This window comes from Streptomyces sp. NPDC046712 (assembly GCF_040645695.1).
Taxonomy (GTDB): Bacteria; Actinomycetota; Actinomycetes; order Streptomycetales; family Streptomycetaceae; genus Streptomyces.
On the sequence record NZ_JBEYYW010000004.1, the window covers coordinates 373,404 to 395,774 of the forward strand.

Consider the following 22,371-nt stretch of genomic DNA (forward strand, 5'->3'; position numbering starts at 1 on the left):
AAGGCGGGAACGGTTCACGAAGGAGGTGGCTCTTTTCATGCTCGTCCGTGACGCCATGAGCACGGTGGTCCTCACCATCGGTCCCGCCCACACCCTCCGCCAGGCGGCCAGGCTGATGTCGGCGCGCCGCGTCGGCGCGGCGGTCGTCCTCGACACCGACGCCGGCGGCCTCGGCATCCTCACCGAACGCGACATCCTCAACTCGATCGGCGCCGACCAGAACCCCGACCACGAGACCGCGGGCTCCCACACCACGACCGACATCGTCTTCGCCGCCCCCACCTGGACCCTGGAGGAGGCGGCCTCGGCCATGTCGCACGGCGGCTTCCGACACCTCGTCGTCCTCGACGGCCGGGGACCGGTCGGCATCGTCTCCGTACGCGACATCATCCGCTGCTGGTCACCGGCCCACCGGCACGCGGCGCCCATGGCGAGCTGACACGGGAGCGGGCCGGACTTCCGTACGGAAGTCCGGCCCGCTCCTTCTCTCCAGCAAGCGCCCTCAGCCGCGCAGGGCCTGGACCGCGGTCTCGAGCCGCTTGCCGAAGTCACCGTCCGCCTTGCGGAAGTTGTCGATCGCCCGCTCGGCGATGTCGTCGCGCGACACCTTGGCGATGAAGCCCGCCAGGTTGTCGATCAGACGGCCCTTCTCGTCCTCCGACATCAGGCGGTAGAGGGTGCCCGCCTGCACGAAGTCGTCGTCCTCGGAGTGGGAGGGAGCCACGTGGTCGCCGGTGACGCCGGTGACCGGGGTGCCGACCCACAGCGGGCGGTCGGTCTGGTGCGGGCCGCCGAAGCTGTTCGGCTCGTAGTTCTTCGCGCCCTTGTGGCGGCCGTCGTACAGGAACCCGTCACGGGAGTTGGTGCGCGCCTCGGTGGCGTGCGGGCGGTTCACCGGCAGGTGGTCGGCGTTGATGCCGACGCGGTAGCGGTGGGCGTCGCCGTAGGCGAAGAGGCGGCCCTGCAGCATCTTGTCGGGCGAAGGGCCGATGCCCGGCACGAAGTGCGCGGGGCTGAAGATCGACTGCTCGACCTCGGCGAAGATGTTCTCCGGGTTGCGGTTGAGCTCCAGCTTGCCGATCTCGATCGGCGGGTAGTCCTCGTGCGGCCACACCTTGGTGAGGTCGAACGGGTTGAAGCGGTACGTCGCCGCGTCGGCCGCGGGCATGATCTGGACCTGCACGGTCCAGGTCGGGAAGTCGCCGCGCTCGATGGCCTCGCGCAGATCGCGCTGGTGGGAGTCGGGGTCCTCACCGGCGAGCCTGTTGGCCTCGTCCTGGGTGAGGTTCTTGATCCCCTGGTCGGTCTTGAAGTGGTACTTGACCCAGAAGACCTCGCCGGCCTCGTTGTTCCACTGGTAGGTGTGCGAGCCGTAGCCGTTCATGTGGCGGTACGAGGCGGGGATGCCGCGGTCGCCGAAGAGCCACGTCACCTGGTGGGTCGACTCCGGGGACAGGCCCCAGAAGTCCCAGACGTTGTCGGCCTCCTGCGAGCCCGTGTACGGGTCGCGCTTCTGGGTGTGGATGAAGTCGGGGAACTTGATGGCGTCCTTGATGAAGAACACCGGGGTGTTGTTGCCGACGAGGTCGTAATTGCCCTCCTCGGTGTAGAACTTCAGCGCCCAGCCGCGCGGGTCGCGTACCGCGTCGGCCGCACCGAGGTTGCCGGCGACGGTGGAGAAGCGCAGGAACGTCTCGGTCTGCTTGCCGACCTCGGAGAGGAACGCGGCGCGCGTCCACCGCGAGACGTCACGGGTGAGCGTGAAGGTGCCGTACGCGCCGGCGCCGCGGGCGTGGACCACGCGCTCCGGGATGCGCTCGCGGTTGAAGTGGGCGAGCTTCTCGAGGAGGAGCTGGTCCTGGACGAGGACGGGACCGCCGACGCCCGCCGTCTCGCTGTTCTGGTTGTCGGCCACCGGCGCGCCGGCCTCCGTGGTGAGCGGTCCCTGCGTCACGTGCGCCTCCTGCGTTGTCGCCTGCAAGCCCTGTCCTGGCCTGAGCCCGATCCTACAATGGACATTGTCTAAGTCAAGCAGCGTTCCAAAGTCACACCCGTTCGGGATCTTGGTCCCTCCACTGTTAGGCTGGCCCTTATGAGTGACCTGTTGGAACGACTGCGCGGCCGCGGCTGGCGAATGACCGCGCAGCGGCGCGTCGTCGCCGAGGTCCTCGACGGCGATCACGTCCATCTGACCGCCGACGAGGTACACGCCCGTGCCGTGGAGCGGCTGCCCGAGATCTCCCGGGCGACCGTCTACAACACGCTGGGCGAGATGGTCACGCTCGGTGAGGTCATGGAAGTGGCGACGGACGGCCGCGCCAAGCGGTACGACCCGAACGCCCACCGCCCGCACCAGCACCTGGTCTGCGGGCGCTGCGGCGCCATCCGTGACGTCCACCCCTCCGGCAACCCCCTGGCGGACCTCCCGGACACGGAGCGCTTCGGCTTCACGATCTCGGGGGTCGAGGTCACGTACCGGGGCATCTGCCCGAACTGCGCGGCCACGGCCTGAGACGACATGAGGAAGCCCCCACCGGAAGGTGGGGGCTTCCTCATGCTCCCTGTGCGCACATACGACGAAGGCCCGGATCCAGTGACTGGATCCGGGCCTTCGTTCGCTACTGAGTAGCGGGGACAGGATTTGAACCTGCGACCTCTGGGTTATGAGCCCAGCGAGCTACCGAGCTGCTCCACCCCGCGTCGGTGAACCCAACCTTACGGGACGCCCACGACCAGCGCAAATCCCTTAAGCAGTGAGCTCCTGGTGCAGCGCCTCGCTCAGCCGGGCCGCCCGCTCGGACACCTCCGCGGGCCCGAGCTCCACGGCCCTCGCGCACCAGCGCCGCCCCTCCGACAGCTCACCCCGCCGGGCAGCCAGAAGCGCGAGCCGGAGCGCGGCGCGTCCGTGGCCGGCGCGGGCGGCGCGGGTCCACCACAGCGCGGCCTCGCGCTCGCTGCCCTCGCGGGCGAGGAGCAGGCCGAGGTTGAAGGCGCCGTTACGGCTGCCTGCCTCGGCCGCCTCGCGGTACCAATGGGCCGCGTCCGCCACGTCACCGCGCGCCGCGGCGAGCATGCCCACCCGCACCTGGGCGCGCCGGTGGCCCTGCTGGGCGGCCCGCTCGTACCACTCCTCGCACTCGGTCTTCTCACCCGCGCTCGGAGCCCCGAGCGCGGGCGGGCCAGGGTCCGGCCGACGCGCGTCGAGCACGGAGGCGAGCCGGAACGCGGCCTCGGCGCTGCCGCCGCCCGCCGCGCACCGCAGATGCCGCTCGGCGGTCTGCTCGTCGCCGTCCCGCAGGCTGGCGATGCCGACCTGGAGGGCTGCCTCGGTGTGGCCCGCGGCGGCCGCGCGCTCGTACCAGCGCAGCGCCGACCGGTCGTCGTCGCGACCCGCGTAGAGAATGCCGAGATTGAAGGCGGCATCGACGCTGCCGGCCTCCGCGGCCTTGGAGAACCAGGGCTCGGCGCCGTCCGTGTCCCCGGCCTGGAGGAGGAGCACGGCCAGCGCGTTGGCGGCCTCGCGGTGGCCCGCGTAGGCGGCGCGGCGGTACCACTGCTCGGCGTGCTGGACACGGTCCTGGGCGGCGCAGAGCAGCCCGAGGTTGTACGCCCCGTTCACATCGCCCGCGTCCATGGCGGCGCGGTACCAGCGCTCGGCGGTCTGCTGCTCTCCGCGGGCGGCGTGCAGGGCGCCGAGCGCGTTGGCGGCGTTGCCGTCGCCGTCCTGGGCGGCGCGCAGCCACCACACGGCGGCGCTCTCCTCGTCACCGGCGTCGCGGAGCAGGAAGCCGAGCGCGCAGGCGGCCTTGGACTCGCCTTCCTTGGCCGAACTCAGGTACCAGCGGCCGGCCTCCTTGAGTTCGCCCCGCTTCTCCAGGATCGCCCCGAGGTGCAGCGCGGCACGCCGGTGCCCGCGGGCGGCGGCCTGCCGGAACCACTGCTCGGCCTCGGTGAGTTCGTCGACGGTCGCGGCGGCGGCGCCGGTGTCCGACTTCGCGACGTCGACCTCGGCGACATCGGCCCTGGCCGTGTCGGCCTTCGCGGTGTCGGCCTTCGCGGTGTCGTGGGCGAGCGCGTCGCGGGCCGAGAGACCGGAGGCGGACGGACCGCGGGTGGTCTCCTGGGCGCGCCGCTCCAGGGCGCGGGCGAGCCGGTACGCGGCCTCGCGGTGACCCCGCTCGGCGGCGGCCCGCAGCCAGCGCTCGGCGCCGACGTCGCTGCGGTGCTCCAGGAGGTCGGCGAGCGCGTAGGCGCCCAGGGCGTGGCCCTGCTCGGCGGACTGGCGCAGCCAGTACTCGGCGGCGGGCTCGTCGCCGCGCTCGCGGTGGTGGCGGCCGAGCGCGTGGGCGGCGGGCGCGGAGCCCGCGACGGCGGCGACCCGCCACCAGCCGGCGGCCTCGTCGGCGTATCCGCGCTGGTGCAGCAGGACACCCAGGTTGTTGGCGGCCGCGCGGTCCCCCTCGGCGGTGGCGCCGCGCAGGTACGGCTCCGCGCCGTCCAGGTCACCACGGCGCAGCAGCAGCGCGCCGAGCACGCTCATCGACGCGGCGTCGCCGCTCTCGGCGGCACGCCGGTGACGCGCCTCGGTCTCGGTCTCGTTCTCGGCGGTGGTGTCGACGGTCGCATCGACGGCCACCGCGGCCTCGATGATGTCGTCTGCGGCACTCTTGACGTGCCGCTGCACAAACCGCCCTGTCTCCAACAGAGTTGCCCTGTCCCCCATAAATTCCATCGTCGCACCACCCGCAACGCGCGTACACCTGGTATACCGCAGCCAGTGAGGTCACTTCAGCGTTTTGTCGACATGCCCACAGAGAGATAAGTCAAACACGACTCACCCCAACTCGCCCCATCCCCACCGCGCTTCGGGGCCCGGCGCGTCCCGCCGAACACGACAAGGGCCCGGATCCTGATGGATCCGGGCCCTTGTCTTCAGTAGCGGGGACAGGATTTGAACCTGCGACCTCTGGGTTATGAGCCCAGCGAGCTACCGAGCTGCTCCACCCCGCGTCGTTGTGTACTCAAGGTATCACGACGCGGAGTGGAGCTTTGACCAGGTCGGTCGACCGGTCAGCCGCTGGGCGGACTCGCGCTGGTCGACGGGGTCGCCCCGGGCTTCTGCTCGGCCGGCTTCTGGTCCGCCGGCTTCTGGTCGCTCGGGGTCAGCTTCGCGCCCGCGTCCGCCGCCCGGTCGAGCGCGTCCTGCAGGGCCTCCTGGGCCTTGCCGTACGCGGCCCAGTCACCCTTCTGGAGCGCGGCCTCGCCGTCGTCGTACGCCTTCTGCGCGTCCGCGATGGCCTGCTTCAGCGCCGCGTCGTTCGTGGTCGGCGTCGTCGGCGGCTTGGTGCCGGGCTGCTCCGGCTGCTGGGGCGGCGTCGCACCGTCCACCCCGAAGACCGCGTTCAGCGCCTCGGTGAGGTTGTCCTCGAACACCGTGGTGTCCTTGGTCGTGTCACCGTCCGGCTGGTCCGCGTCCACGTACGACACCGCGACCTTCTTCAGCAGCGGGTAGTGCGCGTTGCGGCCCTGGGCGTACACCGGCTCGACGTACAGGAACCCGCCGTCGAGCGGCACCGTCAGCAGGTTGCCGTACTGGATGTCGGAGTCGGCACCCTTCATGTCCCGGACGAAGGTCGCCACCGACGGCAGGCTGTTGAGCTTGTTCTGCACCTGCTCCGGTCCGGGGACCTCGGAGGTGACGCGCAACAGCCTTATGCGGCCGTAGTCCTTGCTGTCGGCGTCGGCGTCGACCGCCATGAAGCCGCCCAGGTTGGGCCGCCCGTTCGGGGTGAACGTCGTCGTCAGCGAGAACTGCTGCTGCTTGTCCCCGGGCATCTTCATGCTCAGGTAGTACGGCGGGACCGCGCTGCGGTCCTTGTTGGTCGGGTCGTCCGGCACCTGCCAGGCGTCCGAGCCGCTGTAGAACTGCGCCGGGTCCTTCACGTGGTACCGGGTGAGCAGCTCGCGCTGGACCTTGAACATGTCCTGCGGGTACCGCAGGTGCTGCATGAGGTCGGGGCTGATCGACTCACGCGACTGCACGGTGTCCGGGAACGCCTTCATCCAGGTCTTGAGGACCGGGTCTTCCTTGTCCCACTGGTACAGCGTGACCGTGCCGTCGTACGCGTCGACGGTGGCCTTCACCGAGTTGCGGATGTAGTTGACCTGGTTCTGCTGGGCGACCACCGCGCGCTGCTGGTTGCCGACCGTCAGCGCGTCGGCCGTGGACTCGCCCAGCGTGGTGCGCGAGGCGTACGGGTAGCCGTTCGTCGTCGTGTACGCGTCGACGATCCACTGGATCTTGCCGCCGACGACGGCCGGGTAGGCGTCGCCGTCGATGGTCAGCCAGGGTGCGACCGCCTCGACGCGCTCCTTGGGCGTGCGGTTGTAGAGGATCCGCGAGCCCTCGCCGATGGCCCCCGAGTAGAGGATCTGCGGCTCGCTGAACGCGACCGCGTAGGCGGCGCGGTTGAAGGTGTTGGAGAGGTTGACCCCGCTCTTGCCCTCGTAGCTGGTGGTCTTCTCGCCGTTCTCCTCGTAGTCCAGCTCCTTCTGCGGGCCGCCGACGATCGAGTACTGATCCGTCTTCTCGCCGTAGTAGACCCGCTGCTGGTACGGGCCGAGCATCCCCGTGGTCGGCAGGCCGGACTCGGTGAAGACCGGGGAGCCGTTGGCGTCCGTCTGCGTGCCCGCCGCCATGATCGCGCCATAGCCGTGGGTGTACGTGAAGTGGTCGTTGATCCAGTTCCGCTTCGGGATGCCCTTGATGTTGAGCTCACGCAGGCCGACGACGGTGTCCTTGCCCTGGTAGCGGTCGACGTCCAGGGTGGTCGGGAACTGGTAGTACTTCCGCTTCTGCTCCAGCTGCTGGAACGTCGGCGAGACGATGTTCGGGTCGATCAGCCGGTAGCTGGCCGCCGTGTCGGCGTTCGCGCGGAGCGTGTCCTTGGCCTTCACCGTGGACTTGCCGGAGTAGTTCTCCGGCTCGGTGGAGTCGATGGCGTACGCCTTGCGCGTCGCGTTGATGTTCTTCTGGATGTACGGCGCTTCCTTGGCCTGCTCGTTCGGCTGGACCTGGAACTTCTGCACGATGGCCGGGTACAGGCCGCCGATCAGGATCGCCGACAGGACCATGAGCCCGAAGCCGATCACCGGCAGCTGCCAGGTGCGGCGCCAGAGCGTCGCGAAGAACAGCACGGCGCAGATCGCGGCGATGCAGAAGAGGATCGTCTTCGCCGGCAGGTAGGCGTTGGCGTCGACGTACCGCAGACCCGTCCAGTTGCCGGCCGCCTTGAAGTCGCTGGACTTCACGGCGAGGCCGTACCGGTCGAGCCAGTACGCCACGGCCTTCAGCGAGACGAAGACGCCGAGCAGCACCGAGAGGTGGCCGGTCGCCGCGGCGGTGGCGCGTGCACCGGGGCTGGTCACGCGCAGTCCGCCGTACAGATAGTGCGTCAGCGCGGCGGCGACCAGCGAGAGGACGGTGGCGGCGAAGCCGAAGGCGAGCAGGAAGCGGTACCAGGGCAGGTCGAAGGCGTAGAACGCCACGTCCAGCTGGAACTGCGGGTCCTTCTGGCCGAACGGGACGCCGTTCACCCACATCAGCCAGGTCCGCCACTGGCCGGAGGCCGAGGCACCGGCGATCAGACCCACCAGAGCGGTGATCGCGAGGAGCACCCACTTCTTGTAGGGGGCCAGGCCCATCCGGTACCGGTCGAGGCTCTGCTGCTCCAGCGACATCGCACTGAGCGGCGGCCGCAGCCGGTGCGCCAGCCAGATGTTGAATCCGACGGCGAGCCCCATCAGCAGACCGAAGACGGCGAACAGGCCGATCTTGGTCCACAGGGTGGTGGTGAACACGGACGAGTAATTGACCGAGCGGTACCAGAGCCAGTCCGTCCAGAACCCGGCGAACATGACGAACACCATGGCCAGGACGGCCAGCACGCCCAGCGTCATGAGCAGCGTGCGGGCCCGCCGGGACGGCCGGCCGACTCTGATCCTTGGCCCGGACGGGCCTCCGCCGCCTCCGCGGTCCGGCATCTGGAAAGCCAACGTGCGCCCCTCGAGGTTGATGCGTCGATAAGCAGGCTCCGCGATCGTAGAGCCCACTGGTGCAACTTACTGAGGCTTTACCTAGTTCCCGTCTTCGGGGGCGAAGGAGGCAGGATATGGGTCATGTCCAACGTTTCCCCCTCCGGCACCCCCATGGCCGCGAGCCCCCTCACCCGCGCGGTGCTCGAGATCGACGAGTACGCCTCCGGCCTCGGCTGGGACCGGCCGGCCCGGCTCTTCGCCCTCGTCGACACCGCCCGCCTGCGCGCCCAGGAGCCGGGACTCGCCTCCCAGCTCGGCCTCGAAGGCGCGGAAGCCGCCGCCTTCACCCCCATCGAGCAGGAGGAGCTGCCCAAGGGAAAGCCCCTCGACGAGTTCCTCGGCACGATCGCCTGGCCCGACGCCGTGGCCGGCTGCGCGCTGACGGTGGAGCGGCTCATGCTGCCGCCGTCGGCCGAGGCGTCCGTGCCGGACGGCTTGGACGAGGCCGCTCTGGCGAAGTGGGTGGCCCGGCACCCGGACCGCCAGGAGGTCCGGATGACCGTGGCGGTGCTCCGTGACGGCGCCCGCGAGGCGGCCATCCGGCTGCGCGAGAAGGACTCCCCGAACGAGGTGCTGACCGGCGCGGACCTGGTGCCGGGGCTCGCGGACGCCCTGGCGGCGACGTTCGAGTCCTGAGAAGTACGCGAAAAGAAGGGGGCGCCCCGGTCGATGACCGGGGCGCCCCCTTTCCTTCGTGCGTCTTCCTTCGTGCGTCTCAGCTCTTCGAGCAGCTCGGCAGGCTCTTCGTGTCGCCCTTGCGGAGCTTCTCCAGCGACTTCGTCGCGTCGTCGATGGTGTCCACCCTGATGAGGGTGAGGCCGTCGGGGATGTCGGAGGCGGCGGCCTCGCAGTTGTCGGCCGGGGTGAGGAAGTACCGGGCGCCCGCGTCGCGCGCGCCGACCAGCTTCATCTCGATACCGCCGATCGGGCCGACCTTGCCCTTGTCGTCGATGGTTCCCGTACCGGCGATGAACTTGCCGTCGGTGAGGCTCCCGGGCGTCAGCTTGTCGACGATGCCGAGCGCGAACATCAGACCGGCGCTCGGCCCGCCGACGTCGGCGAGCTTGATGTCGATCGTGAACGGGAAGACATGGTCGGTGCCGGCCTGGATGCCGACGATCGCCCGGTCGCCCTCCTCGGACTTCACGGTGGTGATCGTGACCTTCTCGGTGGCGGTGGGCTCCTTGCGGGCCTTCTCGGCCTCCGCCGCCTCCTTGGCGGGGACGATGGTGAACTCGACCGTCTCGCCGGGCTTGCGCTTGGTGACCTGCTTGGCGACGTCCCCCGGCTCCTTCACGGGGACGCCGTCGACGGACTTGATGACGTCCCCGGCGTGCAGCTTGCCCTGGGCGGGGCTGTCCTTCACGACGGTGGCGACGACGACCCGGGTGGTCACCGGGATGTTCAGCTCGTCGAGGGCGGCGACCTTGGCGCTCTCCTGCGACTGGCTGAACTCCTCGGCGTTCTCCTGGCTCGACTCCTCCTCGGTCTTGCCGTCCGGGTAGAGGGTCTCCTTGGGAACCACGACGTTGTCGTGGGCGAGCCAGCCGTAGACGGCCTCGACCATGTTCATCCGGTAGTCCGCGCTGGTGACGCGGACCGTCGTCATGTTGAGGTGCCCGTCGGTGGGGTACGTCTGGTGACCGGAGATCTGGAGGACGGGCTCTCCATCGGCCTCGCCGAGGGTGTTGACCGTCGGGCCGGGGCTCATCTCCGCGTACGGCACCGGAACCAGGACGCCCACACAGAGCAGAGTGATCAGGACCAGGGTGGAGGCGAGCATCGTCGCAGTGCGGCGTGGCATGGAACGACAGTACGGGACCGGTCTGTGAGTGCACCTGTGGGGCGGGTCCGTACGAGCCGGCCGGCGGTGGGAGGTCAGCCGGAGACTTGGCTACTGCGTACGCCGGACGCGGAGGCGGCCGGAGCCATCTGAGGGTCGGTACCTGCAATACCGGAATGAGAACGCTCCATCGCGTCCCGGAACCGCGCGTAGCCGGCGAGCTCGGCCACGTCCCCGATGGTCTTGTTCCTCTGGGCCCAGCTTCCCCATATCGCCGCGCCGACAACTGCGAAAAGCGGAATCAGCAACCAAGCAAGCGCTGCCATCCCGACCTCCCATCCCCATGAGCGACCGCAACCGACCGTGACCCGGCCGATCAGCAGACTAACGATCTGCAGCTTCAACGCTGCTGCCAGGGGGGCGGTTACGCAAATCGGGGCGTTCGGCTACACGGCGTCGGCGCGGCGCCTTGCCACCACCGGAGCGGGCGCCTCGACAGGCGCCGACGTAGGCGGCCGCTCAGCAGGCTCCGACCCTCCCCCAGACTCCGTCCGGGCGACCCCCAGACCTGGCGGGCCGGCCGCTCAGCAGGCGCCTACCCACTCCTCGGTGCCGTCGGAGAAGGTCTGGTGCTTCCAGATGGGGACCTCGTGCTTGAGGTCGTCGATCAGCTTGCGGCAGGCCTCGAAGGCCTCGCCGCGGTGGGGGCAGGAGACCGCGACGACGACCGCGAGATCGCCGACCTGCAGATCGCCCACCCGGTGGACGGCCGCCAGTGCGCGGACCGGGTAGTCGGCGACGACCTTCTCGGCGACGCGGCGCAGCTCGGCCTCGGCGGAGGGGTGGCAGGAGTACCCGAGCGCGTCGACGTCCGCACCGCCGTCGTGGTTGCGCACGGTGCCCACGAAGAGCGTCGTGCCCCCGGCCGCGTCGTCGCCGACGGCCCGGAAGACCTCGTCGACCGAGAGCGGGGTGTCGCGGATCGCGAGCAGCTTGATCGGATCGGCGGCGGTCCGCTCGCCGGGGTGATCGTAGGTACGTGCCATGCGCCCATGGTGCCGTACCGCACGGACGTACCGGAATAGCGCTTTCGACCGGTGGACAGGACCCTCCGTAGGAGGGTCCTACATGCCGCGCCGCTTCCGCATCTGCCGGACCAGCGCCGCCGTGCCCAGCAGCGCCACCGTCGCACCGGCCGCACCCGCCGCCGTCGCGTCCTTGCGGCCGAGCCTGCGGCCCGCGACCGTGTGCCGGCCCTCGACCTCCTCCAGGAGCGCGGCGAGAACCTCCTCGTTGGTCCACCGCGGCCGCCAGCCCGCGTCGTGCAGCCGTCCCACGCTGACCACCCACGGGTGCATCGTGTACGCCAGGTCTCCCGCCGGGGACGGCGTGAGGCCGATCCGGTGCAGCCGGGCCGCCGCGCCGAGGGCGACCGCCGAAGGCAGCTCCATGCGCCGGATCCCGGAGAGCTCCTCGACCTCCTCCTGCTCCAGCCATCCGTCGCAGCCGACCGCGAACTCCCCGTCGACCTTCTCCAGGGCCGCGTACTCCAGCGCGCTGACCAGGTCCTCGACGTGGCAGAACTGCCAGGTCGGGCGCGAGCCGGCGACGACGAGCAGCCGCGGCGACTCGAAGTAGCGGGTCAGGGCGGTGTCCGTGCCGCCGACCAGGACCGCGGGCCTGACCACGGTGACGTGCAGCCCGGGGTGGGCGCGGGGCGCGCGGCGGCCCAGCCGCTCGATCTCCAGCATGTCGCCGACGCCGGTGGCCTCCGCGGTCGCCCGCAGTTCGGCGTCCTCGGAGAGCGGGATGTCGTTGTCGGGCAGCGCGCCGTAGACCATCGCGGAGGTGCAGAGCACCACCCGGTGCACGCCGGCCGCCGCTGCGGCGGTCAGCACGGTCTGTGTGCCGCGCACGTTGTAGGCCGTTCGGGCGGCGGCGTCCGACTCCAGGTCGAGGTCGACGGCGAGGTGCACGACCACGTCGGCGCCCCGCAGCTTCTCGGCGATCGCCGGGTCGCGGACGTCGAGGATGTGCCACTGCGCCTCGGAGACCTCGCCCCGGCGCTCGTCGATCGCGATGACCTGCTTGATCTCATCGGAGGCGGCAAGGCGCCTGGTCAGCAGGTCGCCGACTCCGGAAGCGGCGCCGGTGACCGCGACCACGGGGCCGCGCCCGGGGGACCGGGTCGAGATGTTTCGCGCTGCGCGAACCTGAGGATCTGGGGAACTCACCGGGCGTCTCCAGCGGTTGTCTTCAGTACGTACACGAATGACGCGTACGTACCAGGTGGCGTCCATCCTGCCGCAGGCCACGGCCCGGCGGAGCACCGAGCCCATATCCGGCCCGGATGTCTACGCTGGTGGTGTGTAGCGGGCAGTCGCCGTCGGCAGGAAGCCGGCGGCCCTACGAGCCGAGGAAACCTGTGAGTGACACCCCATTCGGATTCGGCCTTCCGCCGGAGGAGCCGGAGAACGGCGACGAGGGCAAGAAGAAGGACCCCGCCGGAGGTGGCCAGGGGTCCGGTGGCCAGGGCGGCGACAACCCGTTCGGGGCCAATCCGTTCGGCTTCGGCGGTCTGCCGGGCATGGGCGGTCTGCCGGGCATGGGCGGCCCCGGCGGGGCGGACAATCCGTTCGCCGCGATGTTCGGCTCGCTGAACCCCAACGACCTGGGCGCGGCCTTCCAGCAGCTCGGCCAGATGCTCTCGTACGAGGGCGGACCCGTGAACTGGGACATGGCCAAGCAGATCGCCCGCCAGGTGGTCGCCCAGGGCACGTCCGACGGCACCAAGGACGCCAGCGTGGGTCCGGCGGAGAAGGCGGCGGTCGAGGAGGCCGTGCGCCTGGCCGACCTGTGGCTGGACGGCGTGACCTCGCTGCCCTCGGGTGCGAGCACGGCCGTGGCGTGGAGCCGCGCGGAGTGGGTCGAGGCGACGCTGCCGGCCTGGCAGCAGCTGGTCGACCCGGTCGCCGAGCGGGTCGGCGCGGCGATGGGCGATGTGCTGCCCGAGGAGATGCAGGCCATGGCGGGCCCGCTGATCGGCATGATGCGCTCCATGGGTGGCGCCATGTTCGGTCAGCAGATCGGGCAGGCCGTCGGTGCGCTCGCGGGCGAGGTCGTCGGTTCGACCGATGTCGGTCTGCCGCTCGGTCCGGCCGGCAAGGCGGCGCTGCTGCCGCTGAACATCGAGACGTTCGGCAAGGACCTGGGTGTCCCGAAGGACGAGGTGCGGCTGTACCTGGCCCTGCGCGAGGCCGCCCACCAGCGGCTCTTCGCCCATGTGCCGTGGCTGCGCTCGCATCTGTTCGGCGCGGTCGAGGGCTATGCCCGGGGGATCAAGGTCGACACGTCGAAGCTGGAGGAGGCGGTGGGTCAGCTGGACCCGACGCACCCGGAGCAGCTGCAGGAGGCGTTGCAGCAGGGCATGTTCCAGCCCGAGGACACGCCGGAGCAGAAGGCCGCTCTGGCCCGTCTGGAGACGGCGCTCGCGCTGGTCGAGGGCTGGGTGGACGCGGTGGTCCACGAGGCCGCGAAGTCCCGGCTCACCTCGGCGGACGCGCTGCGCGAGACGCTGCGCAGGCGCCGGGCGAGCGGCGGTCCGGCCGAGCAGACCTTCGCGACGCTCATCGGTCTCGAGCTGCGTCCGCGCCGGCTGCGGGACGCCTCGCGGCTGTGGGCCTCGCTCACGGACGCGCGCGGTGTCGACGGCCGCGACGACCTGTGGGAGCACCCGGACATGCTGCCGACGGCATCGGACCTGGACGACCCGGACGGCTTCGTCCACCGCGAGCACCTCGACTTCTCGGAGATCGACAAGATGCTGGGCGAGGCCGCGCAGCGGGACGGCGACGACGAGGGCAAGGACGACAGCGCCAAGTGAGCCTGCACGACGACGCCGTACTCGTACTGAAGGCATACGGCCCCGCCGGACCGGACGGGGCGCAGGAAGAGCTGCGCCAGACGTATCTGGACCATCTCGCGGCGCACGAGGACGGGATGTGGAAGGCCTGCGAGGCCGGCCATCTGACGGCCAGCGCGCTGGTGGTGGATCCCGAGCGCGAGCGGGTGCTGCTGACGCTGCACAAGAAGCTCGGCATGTGGTTGCAGATGGGCGGCCACTGCGAGCCGGGTGACACGACGCTGGCCGAGGCGGCCCTGCGGGAGGCGACGGAGGAGTCCGGCATCCCCGGTCTGACGCTGCTGTCCGGCGGCCCGGTACGCCTCGACCGGCATCCGATCCCGGCGCCGTGCCACTGGCATCTGGATGTGCAGTACGCGGCGGCGGCACCGGCCGACGCGGTGGAGGCCATCAGCGAGGAGTCGCTGGACCTGCGGTGGTTCGCGTACGACGAGGTGGCGTCCGTGGCCGACACCTCGGTGGTACGGCTGCTGGAGGACACCCGCGCCCGGCTGTAGGCACGGAGACACGGGTAAGGGGCGGCCTCCCAGGAGGCCGCCCCTTACGCACGCTCAGTTCCAGGCGTTGTTCTGGTTCTGGGCGTGCGAACCGTGCTGACCGGCGCCGAACTGGGCGGCGATGCCCTGGCCGATGGCCGCGTTCTGCGGCGGCATGACCTCGCTGGGCTGGACGAGGGCGAAGCCCTGTCCGAGGAAGCTGAGCTCCCAGCCCTCACCCGTGTTGCCACGGCGGCGACGGATGCTGGAGTTCGTCGTCTGCGACTGCATCTGCACCCGCAGCCCGGTGGACCAGGCGACGATCGCGTCCGCGTCGACGTTGACGTACTTGTCCGGCGTGACCTGCATCATCAGCGGCTGACCGGAGGTCATGAGGGCGACCTTGCCGCGGCCGGAGATGTTGAGCTGGTACTTGCCGGAGCCGGAGATGCCGTACTGGCTGTCCACGGCGATGACCTCGGTGTGCAGGGTCGAGTCCAGCGCCAGGACGTAGGCGCTGTCGACGGTCATGCCCTCCTGCTCGACCTCCACGACGTGGATGTACTGGGCGAGGTTGGCGAAGTAGACCGTGCCCTGGCCGGAGCAGCGCATGAGGTCGAGGCCCTCACCCGTCCGGGCCTGGGCGCGGCGCTGCGTGGGCGTCTGGTACTCGCCGTCGAAGTCGACGAGCCCCTGGTAGGCGACCATGGCGCCCTTGCGGGCGAGGATGTCGTCCGAGCCGGTCAGAGCGACCCGCAGCAGCTGCGGGTTCTGGATGACGTACCGTTCCTGGCTCTGCTGCTCGGCGTAGTTGAAAAGCGGGCTCTGCATGGTGTGTTCTCGCTCCCCCTCAGCCCCGGATCCGCAGGCGGTCGGTGCTGTCCTCGCTCGGCTGTACGACGACGATGCCCTGGCCGGAGAAGGCCATCTGGTACGCCTCGCCGCTGCCCCGTCCGATCAGGGAGGAGGCCTTGAAGCTGCGCTTGCCCTTGACCTTGAGCGCCGGCGACCAGGCGACGAGCGCGTCGGGGTCGACGTACGTCTCGTCCTCGCCGCGGCCGCAGTCGACGACGATCGGCGTGCCACGCGAGGTCAGGGCGACCCAGCCGGTGCCCGCGATCTCGACGTTGAACAGGCCCTGGCCGGCGAACTTGGCGAGGCCCTTGACCTTCTCGACGCCCCACTGGAGGTGGGCGTCGAAGGCAAGGACGTTGGTGCCGTTGACGGAGAGCGAGTCGTTCTGAAGGTTGATCACGACGACGTCCGCGCCGTAGTCGGCGAGGTAGAGCAGACCGTCGCCGGAGCACTTCATGATGGGCGCGCCCTCGCCGGTGAACCACTGCTGGGCGACCTGACGGGCGGCGGGCGGGTTGGGCTCGTAGGTGACGAAGCCCTCGTAGGCGACCATCGAACCGGTGCGCGCGTAGAGGTCCTGGCCGGAGGCCATGGCGACCTTGAGCATCGTGCGCCCGTGGTTCTCCATCCGGGCCGCCATGGGGGTCGGGGCGAAGCCCGCGAGTTGCTGGTTCATTTCTTCGGGCTCCCTCAGACCTCGTACGGCTGGACGACGATGAAGTTGCCGGGGGCGCCCCGGAACTGGAGGTTGACGGTCTCTCCGCTGTGTCCGGGGTACGCGTTGCGGCGCAGCCGGACCTGGCTGGAGAGGATCACCTGTGACGCGGACGACCAGGCGACGACGGCGTTGCAGTCGGCGAAGGTGGTCGGCGTGACGGGCAGGACGACCGGGGTGCCGTGCGTCTTGACGACGACCGTGCCGGTGCCCTGGAACTGCATGGTGAACAGGGCGCCGCCGGGGATGCCGTGGCCCTCGATCCTCCGTACTTCGTACTGAAGGGACTCGTCGAAGGCGAGCACGTTCTCGGCGGAGACGCAGATGCCGTCGCCCTGGAGCTCGATCGGGTGGAGGTGGGCGCCCTCCTCCGCGAGGAAGACCTGGCCGCGGCCGGTACAGCGCATCAGCTGCATTTCCTGGCCGGTGGCGTTGCCGACGATCCGGCCGGTGAAACCGGCGCCCTTGTGGCTGAAGTCGACCTTGCCCTGGTACATGACCATGCTGCCCTGGCGGGCGAGGACGGGAAGGCCGCCCATCTGCAGGTCGACCCGCATGAGCTGCTGGTTCTGCGGGGTCCAGCGGGCGCCGGTCGCGGTCTCCTTGTACGGCTGCAGCGCGGCGGCGAGTCCGGCGCCGGTGGCCGGGACGCCCTGGGGGACGCCCATCTGGCCCGGGGGCATGCCCGGAGGCGTACCGGGGGGCTGCTGGCCGAACTGGGGCTGACCGTACGGGGCGGCAGGAGCGGGCTGACCGTACGGGGCCGGGGCGGGCTGGCCGTACGGCTGGCCCTGGCCCGGGACCTGCCCGAACTGCGGCTGCTGGGGCGGCTGCGGCTGGCCGTAGGGCGCCGGAGCCGGGGCGGGCGGCGCCATGGGCGCGGCCATGGTGGGGGCCGCGTGCATCGGCTGGACCGGGGCCTGCGGTGCGGGCGCCGGAGCCGGCGCGGGCGCGGCGGGCGCACCGAACGCGGGCGGAGCGGCGGCCTGCGGGGGCGGGCCGAAGCCCGGGGATCCCTGCGGAGCCTGGGCCGCGGGCTGCTCCTCGGCGACCTCGCCGCCGAAGTTCTTCAACAGCGCGTCGAGGCCGCCGTCGAAGCCCTGTCCGATGGCCGCGAACCGCCAGACGTCCTTGAGGTAGAAGTCGCCGAGCATGACCGCGCGCTCGGTGGAGAACTCGGCGCCCGTGAACGGGTAGCGGACGACCTCTTCACCGCCCGCCACGATGCGGATGTAGCCGGGGCCGATCTGCGACATCTGGCCGGCACCGTCGATGGTCGCGGTGAACGACAGCTTGTGGATGTTCGCCGGGATCCGGTCGAGCGTGACGCGGAAGGACTCGGTGTCGCCCGACTGCGCGCCGAGCAGCTGAATGGACTCCTCGGGCGACTTCGGCTGGTTGAAGAAGATGAAGTACCGGTCGTCCGAGAGCTGCTCGTTGGCGTCGAGGCCGAAGCAGCTGATGTCGAAGGTCAGTCCGGGCGCGGCGATCTGCACCCCCACGTACAGATCGGTCCCCGGTGTCAGATCACTGATCTTGGCCTTGTGGCCGCGTTGGAATTCCCTGGCCATGCGTAACGACCGTCCCCCATCCCGAAATGTGAATGCGTCGCGCCAGGCTAACGGCTGAACCTGACATTGAGCCAAGCTGGTACGTATTCGGTACAGGATTGACGAGGTGGGCTACTCGCCGCGTGCGCCGGGCAGATGGGGCAGACGGTCCGCCGCGACCACGCCCTCGAGGTATCCCCGGGCCCGTTCGGTGCGCGGATACGCCTCCAGGAGCCGCCAGAACCGGGGGCCGTGCCCCGGCACCAGAAGATGGGCCAGTTCGTGCACGAGCACGTAGTCGACGACGTACTCGGGCATGCCCTGGAGCCGGTGCGAGAGGCGGATGCTGCCCTCCGACGGGGTGCACGAGCCCCAGCGGGTGTTCTGGTTGGTCACCCAGCGGACCGATGTCGGCCGTGCCCGGCCGCCGAAGTACTGCTCCGACAACCGCTCGGCGCGCTCGGTGAGTTCGCTGTCGCCGAGGAGCCGCTTGCTCTCCTGGGCGGCCAGCTTGTCCAGCATGACCGTCACCCAGCGCTGCTCCTCCGCCTCGGACATCCGGGCCGGGATGAGAACGATGGTCCGGTCGCCCTCACGGTAGGCGGAGACGGTTCTCCTCCGCCGGGAGCTTCTGCGGACCTCGACCGCACTCGTCCCCGAGCCGCGGGGCGGTTTGCTTGTCACGCTGCGCTGTGGGTCGGCGGGCACGGGCCCGACGTTACCCGCTGTCAGCATGGGAAGTCCCGCCTCCGGGACGGTTCGGCCGTGATCCCGTCACACCGTGCACCATTTGAATGATTAATACCCCGCCCCTGTGGACAACTTTCGGCGTCAGCCTCGACTCCCGGGCAATCTGAGAACGGCCGGAGGGGAACGGCCGAGCGCGAGGAAGACGACCGATCAAGATCACGGGGGCGGAAATGCATCCGATGCTGAAACCGGCGCTGCGGCGCGCCTGGCGAGATCTGCAGAGCGTGCAGTTCGGGGCCACTCGGGCGCATGCGGTGGTGGTGGGCCCGGTCGACACGACCACCGGCAGCCTGCTGCGGCTGCTCGACGGCACCCGGGGCATGGAGCGGCTGCGGGGCGAGGCCCGTGCGCTGGGGTTGCCGGACGGGCTCTTCGAGCGGCTCCTCGGCCGGCTGGCGGAGGCGGGTCTGATCGCGGACGGCTCGGCCGGGCGGCCCGGGAAGGCCGGTGCCGCGACGTCCGCGGACGGCGCGCTCGATCCGCTCCGGGCCGATCTCGCCTCACTCTCCGTGATCGACCCGGAGCCGGACGGGGCGTTACGGCGGCTGGCCGCCCGGCGTGCCCTGTGCGTCCAGGTCCGGGGCGCGGGGCGGGTCGGCGCGGCGGTCGCCGCTCTGCTCTCGGCGTCCGGCGTGGGCCGGGTGGAGGTGCTGGACTCCGGATCGGTGGAGCCGTGGGAGGTGTCGCCGGGCGGGCTGCCTGCCGAGGCGGTGGGCGAGCGCAGGGCCGCGGCGGCGCGGCGGCTCGTGGGGCGGTCGGCCCCGGGTGGACGGGCGCCACGGACGACACGAAGCGAGTCGGCCGAGAAGGGGCACGAGCCCGGACTCTCACTCGTCGTGGTGACACCGAGGGACGGCCTCGCCGCCTACCTCCCGGATCCGGCCCTCGCCGAGAGCTGGATCACCACGGGCACTCCGCATCTCTACGCGGGGGTGCTGGAGGCCACCGGGTTCGTCGGACCGCTGGTGCTGCCGGGCGGGACGGCTTGCGCGGGGTGCGTACAGGAGGAGCGGACGGACCGGGAGCCGATGTGGCCCCGGATGCTGGCGCAGTGGCGCTCGGGTGCGGCGGAGGCCCTGCCGGCCTGTGATCTGGGTCTCGCGACGGCGGTGGCCGGATTGGCCGCGGCCCATGCGCTGGCCTTCCTGGACGGGGAGTTGCCCGCAAGCGTCGGGGCACGTTTCGAGGCCTCGCTGCCTCTCCTGGAGTGGCGGGCGGAGCGGATGAGGCCGCATGCGGGATGTTCGTGCGGCGCCTTACGTCGCGGAGAGGGGGAGCATGACGCGGAGGCTCCGACCCCGCACGACACAATGGCGGGGTAACGGCCCTGTGCGGCACGGCAGTCTGGGATTTGGAGGGGCGTATGTCTGATCTTCCCCGGAAGGCGGTCACCCGGACCGCCAGGTTGGCCGCGTTGCCCCTGGGCTTCGCAGGACGGGCCACCTGGGGTCTGGGCAAGCGGATCGGCGGCAAGTCCGCCGAGATCGTCGCGCGCGAACTGCAACAGCGCACGGCCGAGCAGCTGTTCAAGGTGCTCGGGGAACTCAAGGGCGGGGCGATGAAGTTCGGGCAGGCGCTGTCCGTCTTCGAGTCGGCGCTGCCCGAGGAGGTGGCGGGCCCCTACCGGGCGGCGCTCACCAAGCTCCAGGAGGCGGCGCCTCCGATGCCGACCCGCACGGTGCACGGGGTGCTGGCGGAGCGGCTCGGCGAGGAGTGGCGTGAGCTGTTCCTGGAGTTCGAGGACAAGCCCGCGGCGGCGGCCTCCATCGGGCAGGTGCACCGGGCGGTGTGGCACGACGGCCGCGAGGTCGCGGTGAAGGTGCAGTACCCGGGGGCGGGCGAGGCGCTCCTCTCGGATCTGACGCAGCTGAGCCGGTTCGCCAGGCTGCTCGGCCCGCTGATCCCCGGCATGGACATCAAGCCGCTGATCACCGAGTTGCGCGACCGGGTCTCGGAGGAGTTGGACTACGGCCTGGAGGCCGAGGCCCAGCGGGAGCACGCCGAGGAGTTCGCGGACGATCCCGATGTGGTGGTGCCGCAGGTCGTGCACCAGTGCGACCAGATCCTGGTGACGGAGTGGATCGACGGGATCCCGCTGTCCGAGGTGATCGCGGACGGCACCGAGGAGCAGCGGGACCGGGCCGGCCAGCTGCTGGCGCGCTTCCTCTTCTCCGGGCCCGCCCGCACGGGGCTGCTCCACGCCGATCCTCACCCGGGCAACTTCCGGCTGCTGCCCGGCGGTGACGACGAGGAGGGTCCGGAGAGCTGGCGGCTCGGGGTACTGGACTTCGGCACCGTGGACCGGTTGCCGGGCGGCCTGCCGGAGACGATCGGCACCTGTCTGCGGCTCACCCTGGAGGGCGACGCCGAGACGGTCTACGAGCTGCTGCGCGAGGAGGGGTTCGTCAAGGAGACCATCGATCTCGACCCGGACGCCGTGCTCGAGTACCTGCTGCCGATCATCGAGCCGGCCGAGGCCGAGGTCTTCGGCTTCAGCCGGGGGTGGATGAGGAACCAGGCCGCGCGCATCGCCGACCTCCGCTCCCCCGCGCACCAACTGGGCAAGCAGCTCAACCTGCCGCCGTCGTATCTGCTGATACACCGGGTGACCCTGAGCACGATCGGCGTGCTCTGTCAGCTGAACGCGACGGTGCGGCTGCGCGACGAACTGGAGGAGTGGCTGCCCGGCTTCGTCGCGACGGACACCCCCTAGAGCGGCGCCGTCACCACCAGGAGGAGTCGAGGCGGCCCTCGATGGACCGGATGTTCTCGCGGGCGCAGGTCTCGCAGAGGTAGAGGCGGGCGCCGTTCTCCACCGAGCAGGTCCACGTCACCGGGAGCTCCTCGGCGGTCCTGCCGCAGCGGGCGCAGACGATGGGCTCCTCGGGGGGCCGGGCGTCGTTCACCCTCCTGACGATAGTCCGGCGGCGCCTCGGCCGCGCCGCAACGCACCGCGGGGGCCGGTCCGTTCGGACCGGCCCCCGCGAGGTTCTTCGGGTCAGTGCATGACGGCCATGGCCAGCGCGCGGCGGGCGCGCAGGGAGACGCGCTCGGCGCGCCGCTGCATCCGCCGGGCGGCGACCAGGCGCAGGGCCTGGCGTTCCGCGTCGGCTTCCCGCAGGCGGTCGTGCATATGAGCACGGGCCAGGGCTTCTGGGATGAGTTGCATCTCACGGGTCCTGTTCTGACGCGAGGCGTTCGCGCCGGTGATGGAAACGTCTGGGGTCGCGGAGCCGGAGGGCTCGCTCGTGGAAGAGGTCATCGGGGCCTGCTTCTGGGGATCGTGCGTGAGGGGTCGGTCGATGGTTCCGGTGACGTTCATGCCGCGACCGGGTTCTTGCGCGGGCGACCACGCGGCCGCTTGCGGGCGACGACGACTCCCTGGACGAACAGCTCGCCGCCCCAGACGCCCCACGGCTCACGCCGCTCCTGTGCGCCGGCGAGGCAGGCCTCCATCAGCGGGCAGGTACGGCAGAGGGACTTGGCGTACTCGACATCGGCCGGGGACTCGGCGAAGAAGACCTCCGGGTCGTACGAGCGGCAGGGGACGGGTACGCCGAGGTTCTCGATGGCGTCGTCGAGCGCGGTGAGCGCGGTGAGGGGGGTCAAGGTGGAGTCCTCCGTGAGGCCGGGCGGGGGGATCGTTTCGGAAGGCGGTACGGACGGGGCGTGCGCTTCGAGTTGCACGGGTGGCTTTCCTCGTCTGGTCGTTCCGGCCTGTTGGCCGGGGTTTCGGCTGGTACCGGGTGTTGCTTGGTCCCGAGGCCCCTTCGCTCCGTCGTCCCCGTTCGGGGAAAACAGAAGGGCCGCGGATCCCGGGTGGGGTTCCGCGGCCCTGAAGGCGCCGGCCTGATCGAGATCAGGCTGGATCACTCCAGGGTTCGAGCCCACGGAAGGCCCACATCGTGTGGTGCTGCGTCGTCTGCTGCTTGGTTCCGGCACCGGTCGCCGCAAAGCCATAGGCCGTGGCCTTGACTGCTGCTACTCCTGCTTCCAGTGCCTTGGTCGGTCGCTCATTGCGCTCCATGACGGGAAGACCCGCCGGGGCGGCCGCCGGCCGCAGGGAGGCGAGGGCCAGGCCGGCGCCGGACAGACCGGTGCCAGGAAGACCGCTGCCAATGAACGCCGAGCCGGAGAGGCCGAGCGAGCAGGCGGAGACGACCGAGCGATCGGTCATTTTGTCGGTGCTGACGAAGCTGACGTTGGTGCTGTTGATGTTGCTG

At 70.7% G+C, this 22,371-nt stretch carries 22 protein-coding genes and 2 tRNA genes; 7 read left to right on the top strand and 17 right to left on the bottom strand.

What is annotated here, in order from left to right; genetic code table 11:
- Positions 1–37: 37 nt before the first annotated feature.
- The gene (locus ABZ939_RS08280; RefSeq protein WP_361850620.1) at positions 38–439 is read left to right on the top strand and encodes a CBS domain-containing protein; all 402 of its coding nucleotides are present in this window, start codon (positions 38–40) and stop codon (positions 437–439) included.
- 63 nt (positions 440–502) lie between these two features.
- On the opposite strand, the gene ABZ939_RS08285 is transcribed toward ABZ939_RS08280, so the two are convergent.
- On the bottom strand, positions 503–1,954 hold the full coding sequence (locus ABZ939_RS08285; RefSeq protein ID WP_361850622.1) for a catalase: 1,452 nt from the start codon (positions 1,952–1,954) through the stop codon (positions 503–505).
- 138 nt (positions 1,955–2,092) lie between these two features.
- Here ABZ939_RS08285 and ABZ939_RS08290 point away from each other — a divergent pair, with 138 nt between their 5' ends.
- On the top strand, positions 2,093–2,512 hold the full coding sequence (locus ABZ939_RS08290; protein WP_361850624.1) for a Fur family transcriptional regulator: 420 nt from the start codon (positions 2,093–2,095) through the stop codon (positions 2,510–2,512).
- A gap of 114 nt (positions 2,513–2,626) precedes the next feature.
- Here the strand turns inward: ABZ939_RS08290 and ABZ939_RS08295 are convergent.
- From ABZ939_RS08295 to ABZ939_RS08310, 4 genes are all read right to left on the bottom strand, one after another.
- Positions 2,627–2,700, bottom strand: a tRNA-Met gene (locus ABZ939_RS08295).
- A 46-nt stretch (positions 2,701–2,746) separates the two neighbouring features.
- A complete protein-coding gene (locus ABZ939_RS08300; protein WP_361850626.1) occupies positions 2,747–4,732 on the bottom strand; it encodes a tetratricopeptide repeat protein in 1,986 nt (661 codons plus the stop codon).
- A 204-nt stretch (positions 4,733–4,936) separates the two neighbouring features.
- Positions 4,937–5,010 (bottom strand) — tRNA-Met (locus ABZ939_RS08305).
- Between the two features lie 60 nt (positions 5,011–5,070).
- Complete coding sequence (locus tag ABZ939_RS08310) at positions 5,071–8,043, bottom strand: UPF0182 family protein (protein ID WP_361850628.1); 2,973 nt, start codon at positions 8,041–8,043, stop codon at positions 5,071–5,073.
- Between the two features lie 135 nt (positions 8,044–8,178).
- Between ABZ939_RS08310 and ABZ939_RS08315 the strand changes: the two genes are divergently transcribed.
- Complete coding sequence (locus ABZ939_RS08315; RefSeq protein WP_361850630.1) at positions 8,179–8,733, top strand: PPA1309 family protein; 555 nt, start codon at positions 8,179–8,181, stop codon at positions 8,731–8,733.
- A gap of 79 nt (positions 8,734–8,812) precedes the next feature.
- Here the strand turns inward: ABZ939_RS08315 and ABZ939_RS08320 are convergent, their stop codons facing one another.
- The 4 genes from ABZ939_RS08320 to ABZ939_RS08335 all read right to left on the bottom strand — a co-directional run bounded on the left by ABZ939_RS08320 (position 8,813) and on the right by ABZ939_RS08335 (position 12,114).
- On the bottom strand, positions 8,813–9,901 hold the full coding sequence (locus tag ABZ939_RS08320) for a PDZ domain-containing protein (RefSeq protein ID WP_361850632.1): 1,089 nt from the start codon (positions 9,899–9,901) through the stop codon (positions 8,813–8,815).
- A 74-nt stretch (positions 9,902–9,975) separates the two neighbouring features.
- Complete coding sequence (locus tag ABZ939_RS08325) at positions 9,976–10,206, bottom strand: hypothetical protein (protein ID WP_361850727.1); 231 nt, start codon at positions 10,204–10,206, stop codon at positions 9,976–9,978.
- A 258-nt stretch (positions 10,207–10,464) separates the two neighbouring features.
- On the bottom strand, positions 10,465–10,926 hold the full coding sequence (locus ABZ939_RS08330) for a molybdenum cofactor biosynthesis protein MoaE (protein ID WP_361850634.1): 462 nt from the start codon (positions 10,924–10,926) through the stop codon (positions 10,465–10,467).
- Between the two features lie 78 nt (positions 10,927–11,004).
- Positions 11,005–12,114, bottom strand: a complete 1,110-nt coding sequence (locus ABZ939_RS08335; RefSeq protein WP_361850636.1) for an SDR family oxidoreductase — start codon at positions 12,112–12,114, stop codon at positions 11,005–11,007.
- Positions 12,115–12,305: 191 nt separating this feature from the next.
- Between ABZ939_RS08335 and ABZ939_RS08340 the strand changes: the two genes are divergently transcribed.
- Positions 12,306–13,763 (top strand): zinc-dependent metalloprotease, encoded by a 1,458-nt coding sequence (locus ABZ939_RS08340; protein WP_361850638.1) that lies wholly within the window; start codon positions 12,306–12,308, stop codon positions 13,761–13,763.
- On the top strand, positions 13,760–14,299 hold the full coding sequence (locus tag ABZ939_RS08345; protein ID WP_361850640.1) for an NUDIX hydrolase: 540 nt from the start codon (positions 13,760–13,762) through the stop codon (positions 14,297–14,299). Before ABZ939_RS08340 ends, ABZ939_RS08345 begins: the two co-directional genes overlap by 4 nt.
- Before the next feature lie 54 nt (positions 14,300–14,353).
- On the opposite strand, the gene ABZ939_RS08350 is transcribed toward ABZ939_RS08345, so the two are convergent.
- The 4 genes from ABZ939_RS08350 to ABZ939_RS08365 all read right to left on the bottom strand — a co-directional run bounded on the left by ABZ939_RS08350 (position 14,354) and on the right by ABZ939_RS08365 (position 18,106).
- Entirely contained in the window at positions 14,354–15,109 is a 756-nt protein-coding gene (locus ABZ939_RS08350) for an AIM24 family protein (protein ID WP_361850642.1), read from the bottom strand.
- A gap of 19 nt (positions 15,110–15,128) precedes the next feature.
- On the bottom strand, positions 15,129–15,809 hold the full coding sequence (locus tag ABZ939_RS08355) for an AIM24 family protein (RefSeq protein ID WP_361850644.1): 681 nt from the start codon (positions 15,807–15,809) through the stop codon (positions 15,129–15,131).
- A 14-nt stretch (positions 15,810–15,823) separates the two neighbouring features.
- Positions 15,824–17,419, bottom strand: coding sequence for a TerD family protein (locus ABZ939_RS08360; RefSeq protein ID WP_361850646.1), 1,596 nt, complete (start codon positions 17,417–17,419; stop codon positions 15,824–15,826).
- Positions 17,420–17,530: 111 nt separating this feature from the next.
- Positions 17,531–18,106, bottom strand: coding sequence for a M48 family metallopeptidase (locus ABZ939_RS08365; RefSeq protein WP_361850648.1), 576 nt, complete (start codon positions 18,104–18,106; stop codon positions 17,531–17,533).
- A gap of 212 nt (positions 18,107–18,318) precedes the next feature.
- On the opposite strand from ABZ939_RS08365, the gene ABZ939_RS08370 reads away from it, so the two are divergent.
- Complete coding sequence (locus ABZ939_RS08370; protein WP_361850650.1) at positions 18,319–19,470, top strand: ThiF family adenylyltransferase; 1,152 nt, start codon at positions 18,319–18,321, stop codon at positions 19,468–19,470.
- Between the two features lie 41 nt (positions 19,471–19,511).
- A complete protein-coding gene (locus ABZ939_RS08375; protein ID WP_361850652.1) occupies positions 19,512–20,861 on the top strand; it encodes an AarF/ABC1/UbiB kinase family protein in 1,350 nt (449 codons plus the stop codon).
- A gap of 10 nt (positions 20,862–20,871) precedes the next feature.
- Here the strand turns inward: ABZ939_RS08375 and ABZ939_RS08380 are convergent, their stop codons facing one another.
- The 4 genes from ABZ939_RS08380 to ABZ939_RS08395 all read right to left on the bottom strand — a co-directional run bounded on the left by ABZ939_RS08380 (position 20,872) and on the right by ABZ939_RS08395 (position 22,364).
- Complete coding sequence (locus tag ABZ939_RS08380; RefSeq protein ID WP_361850654.1) at positions 20,872–21,054, bottom strand: hypothetical protein; 183 nt, start codon at positions 21,052–21,054, stop codon at positions 20,872–20,874.
- A gap of 92 nt (positions 21,055–21,146) precedes the next feature.
- The gene (locus ABZ939_RS08385; RefSeq protein ID WP_361850656.1) at positions 21,147–21,470 is read right to left on the bottom strand and encodes a hypothetical protein; all 324 of its coding nucleotides are present in this window, start codon (positions 21,468–21,470) and stop codon (positions 21,147–21,149) included.
- Positions 21,467–21,835, bottom strand: a complete 369-nt coding sequence (locus ABZ939_RS08390) for a WhiB family transcriptional regulator (RefSeq protein ID WP_260228985.1) — start codon at positions 21,833–21,835, stop codon at positions 21,467–21,469. Before ABZ939_RS08390 ends, ABZ939_RS08385 begins: the two co-directional genes overlap by 4 nt.
- Before the next feature lie 172 nt (positions 21,836–22,007).
- Positions 22,008–22,364 (bottom strand): hypothetical protein, encoded by a 357-nt coding sequence (locus ABZ939_RS08395; protein WP_361850729.1) that lies wholly within the window; start codon positions 22,362–22,364, stop codon positions 22,008–22,010.
- Positions 22,365–22,371 lie beyond the last annotated feature (7 nt).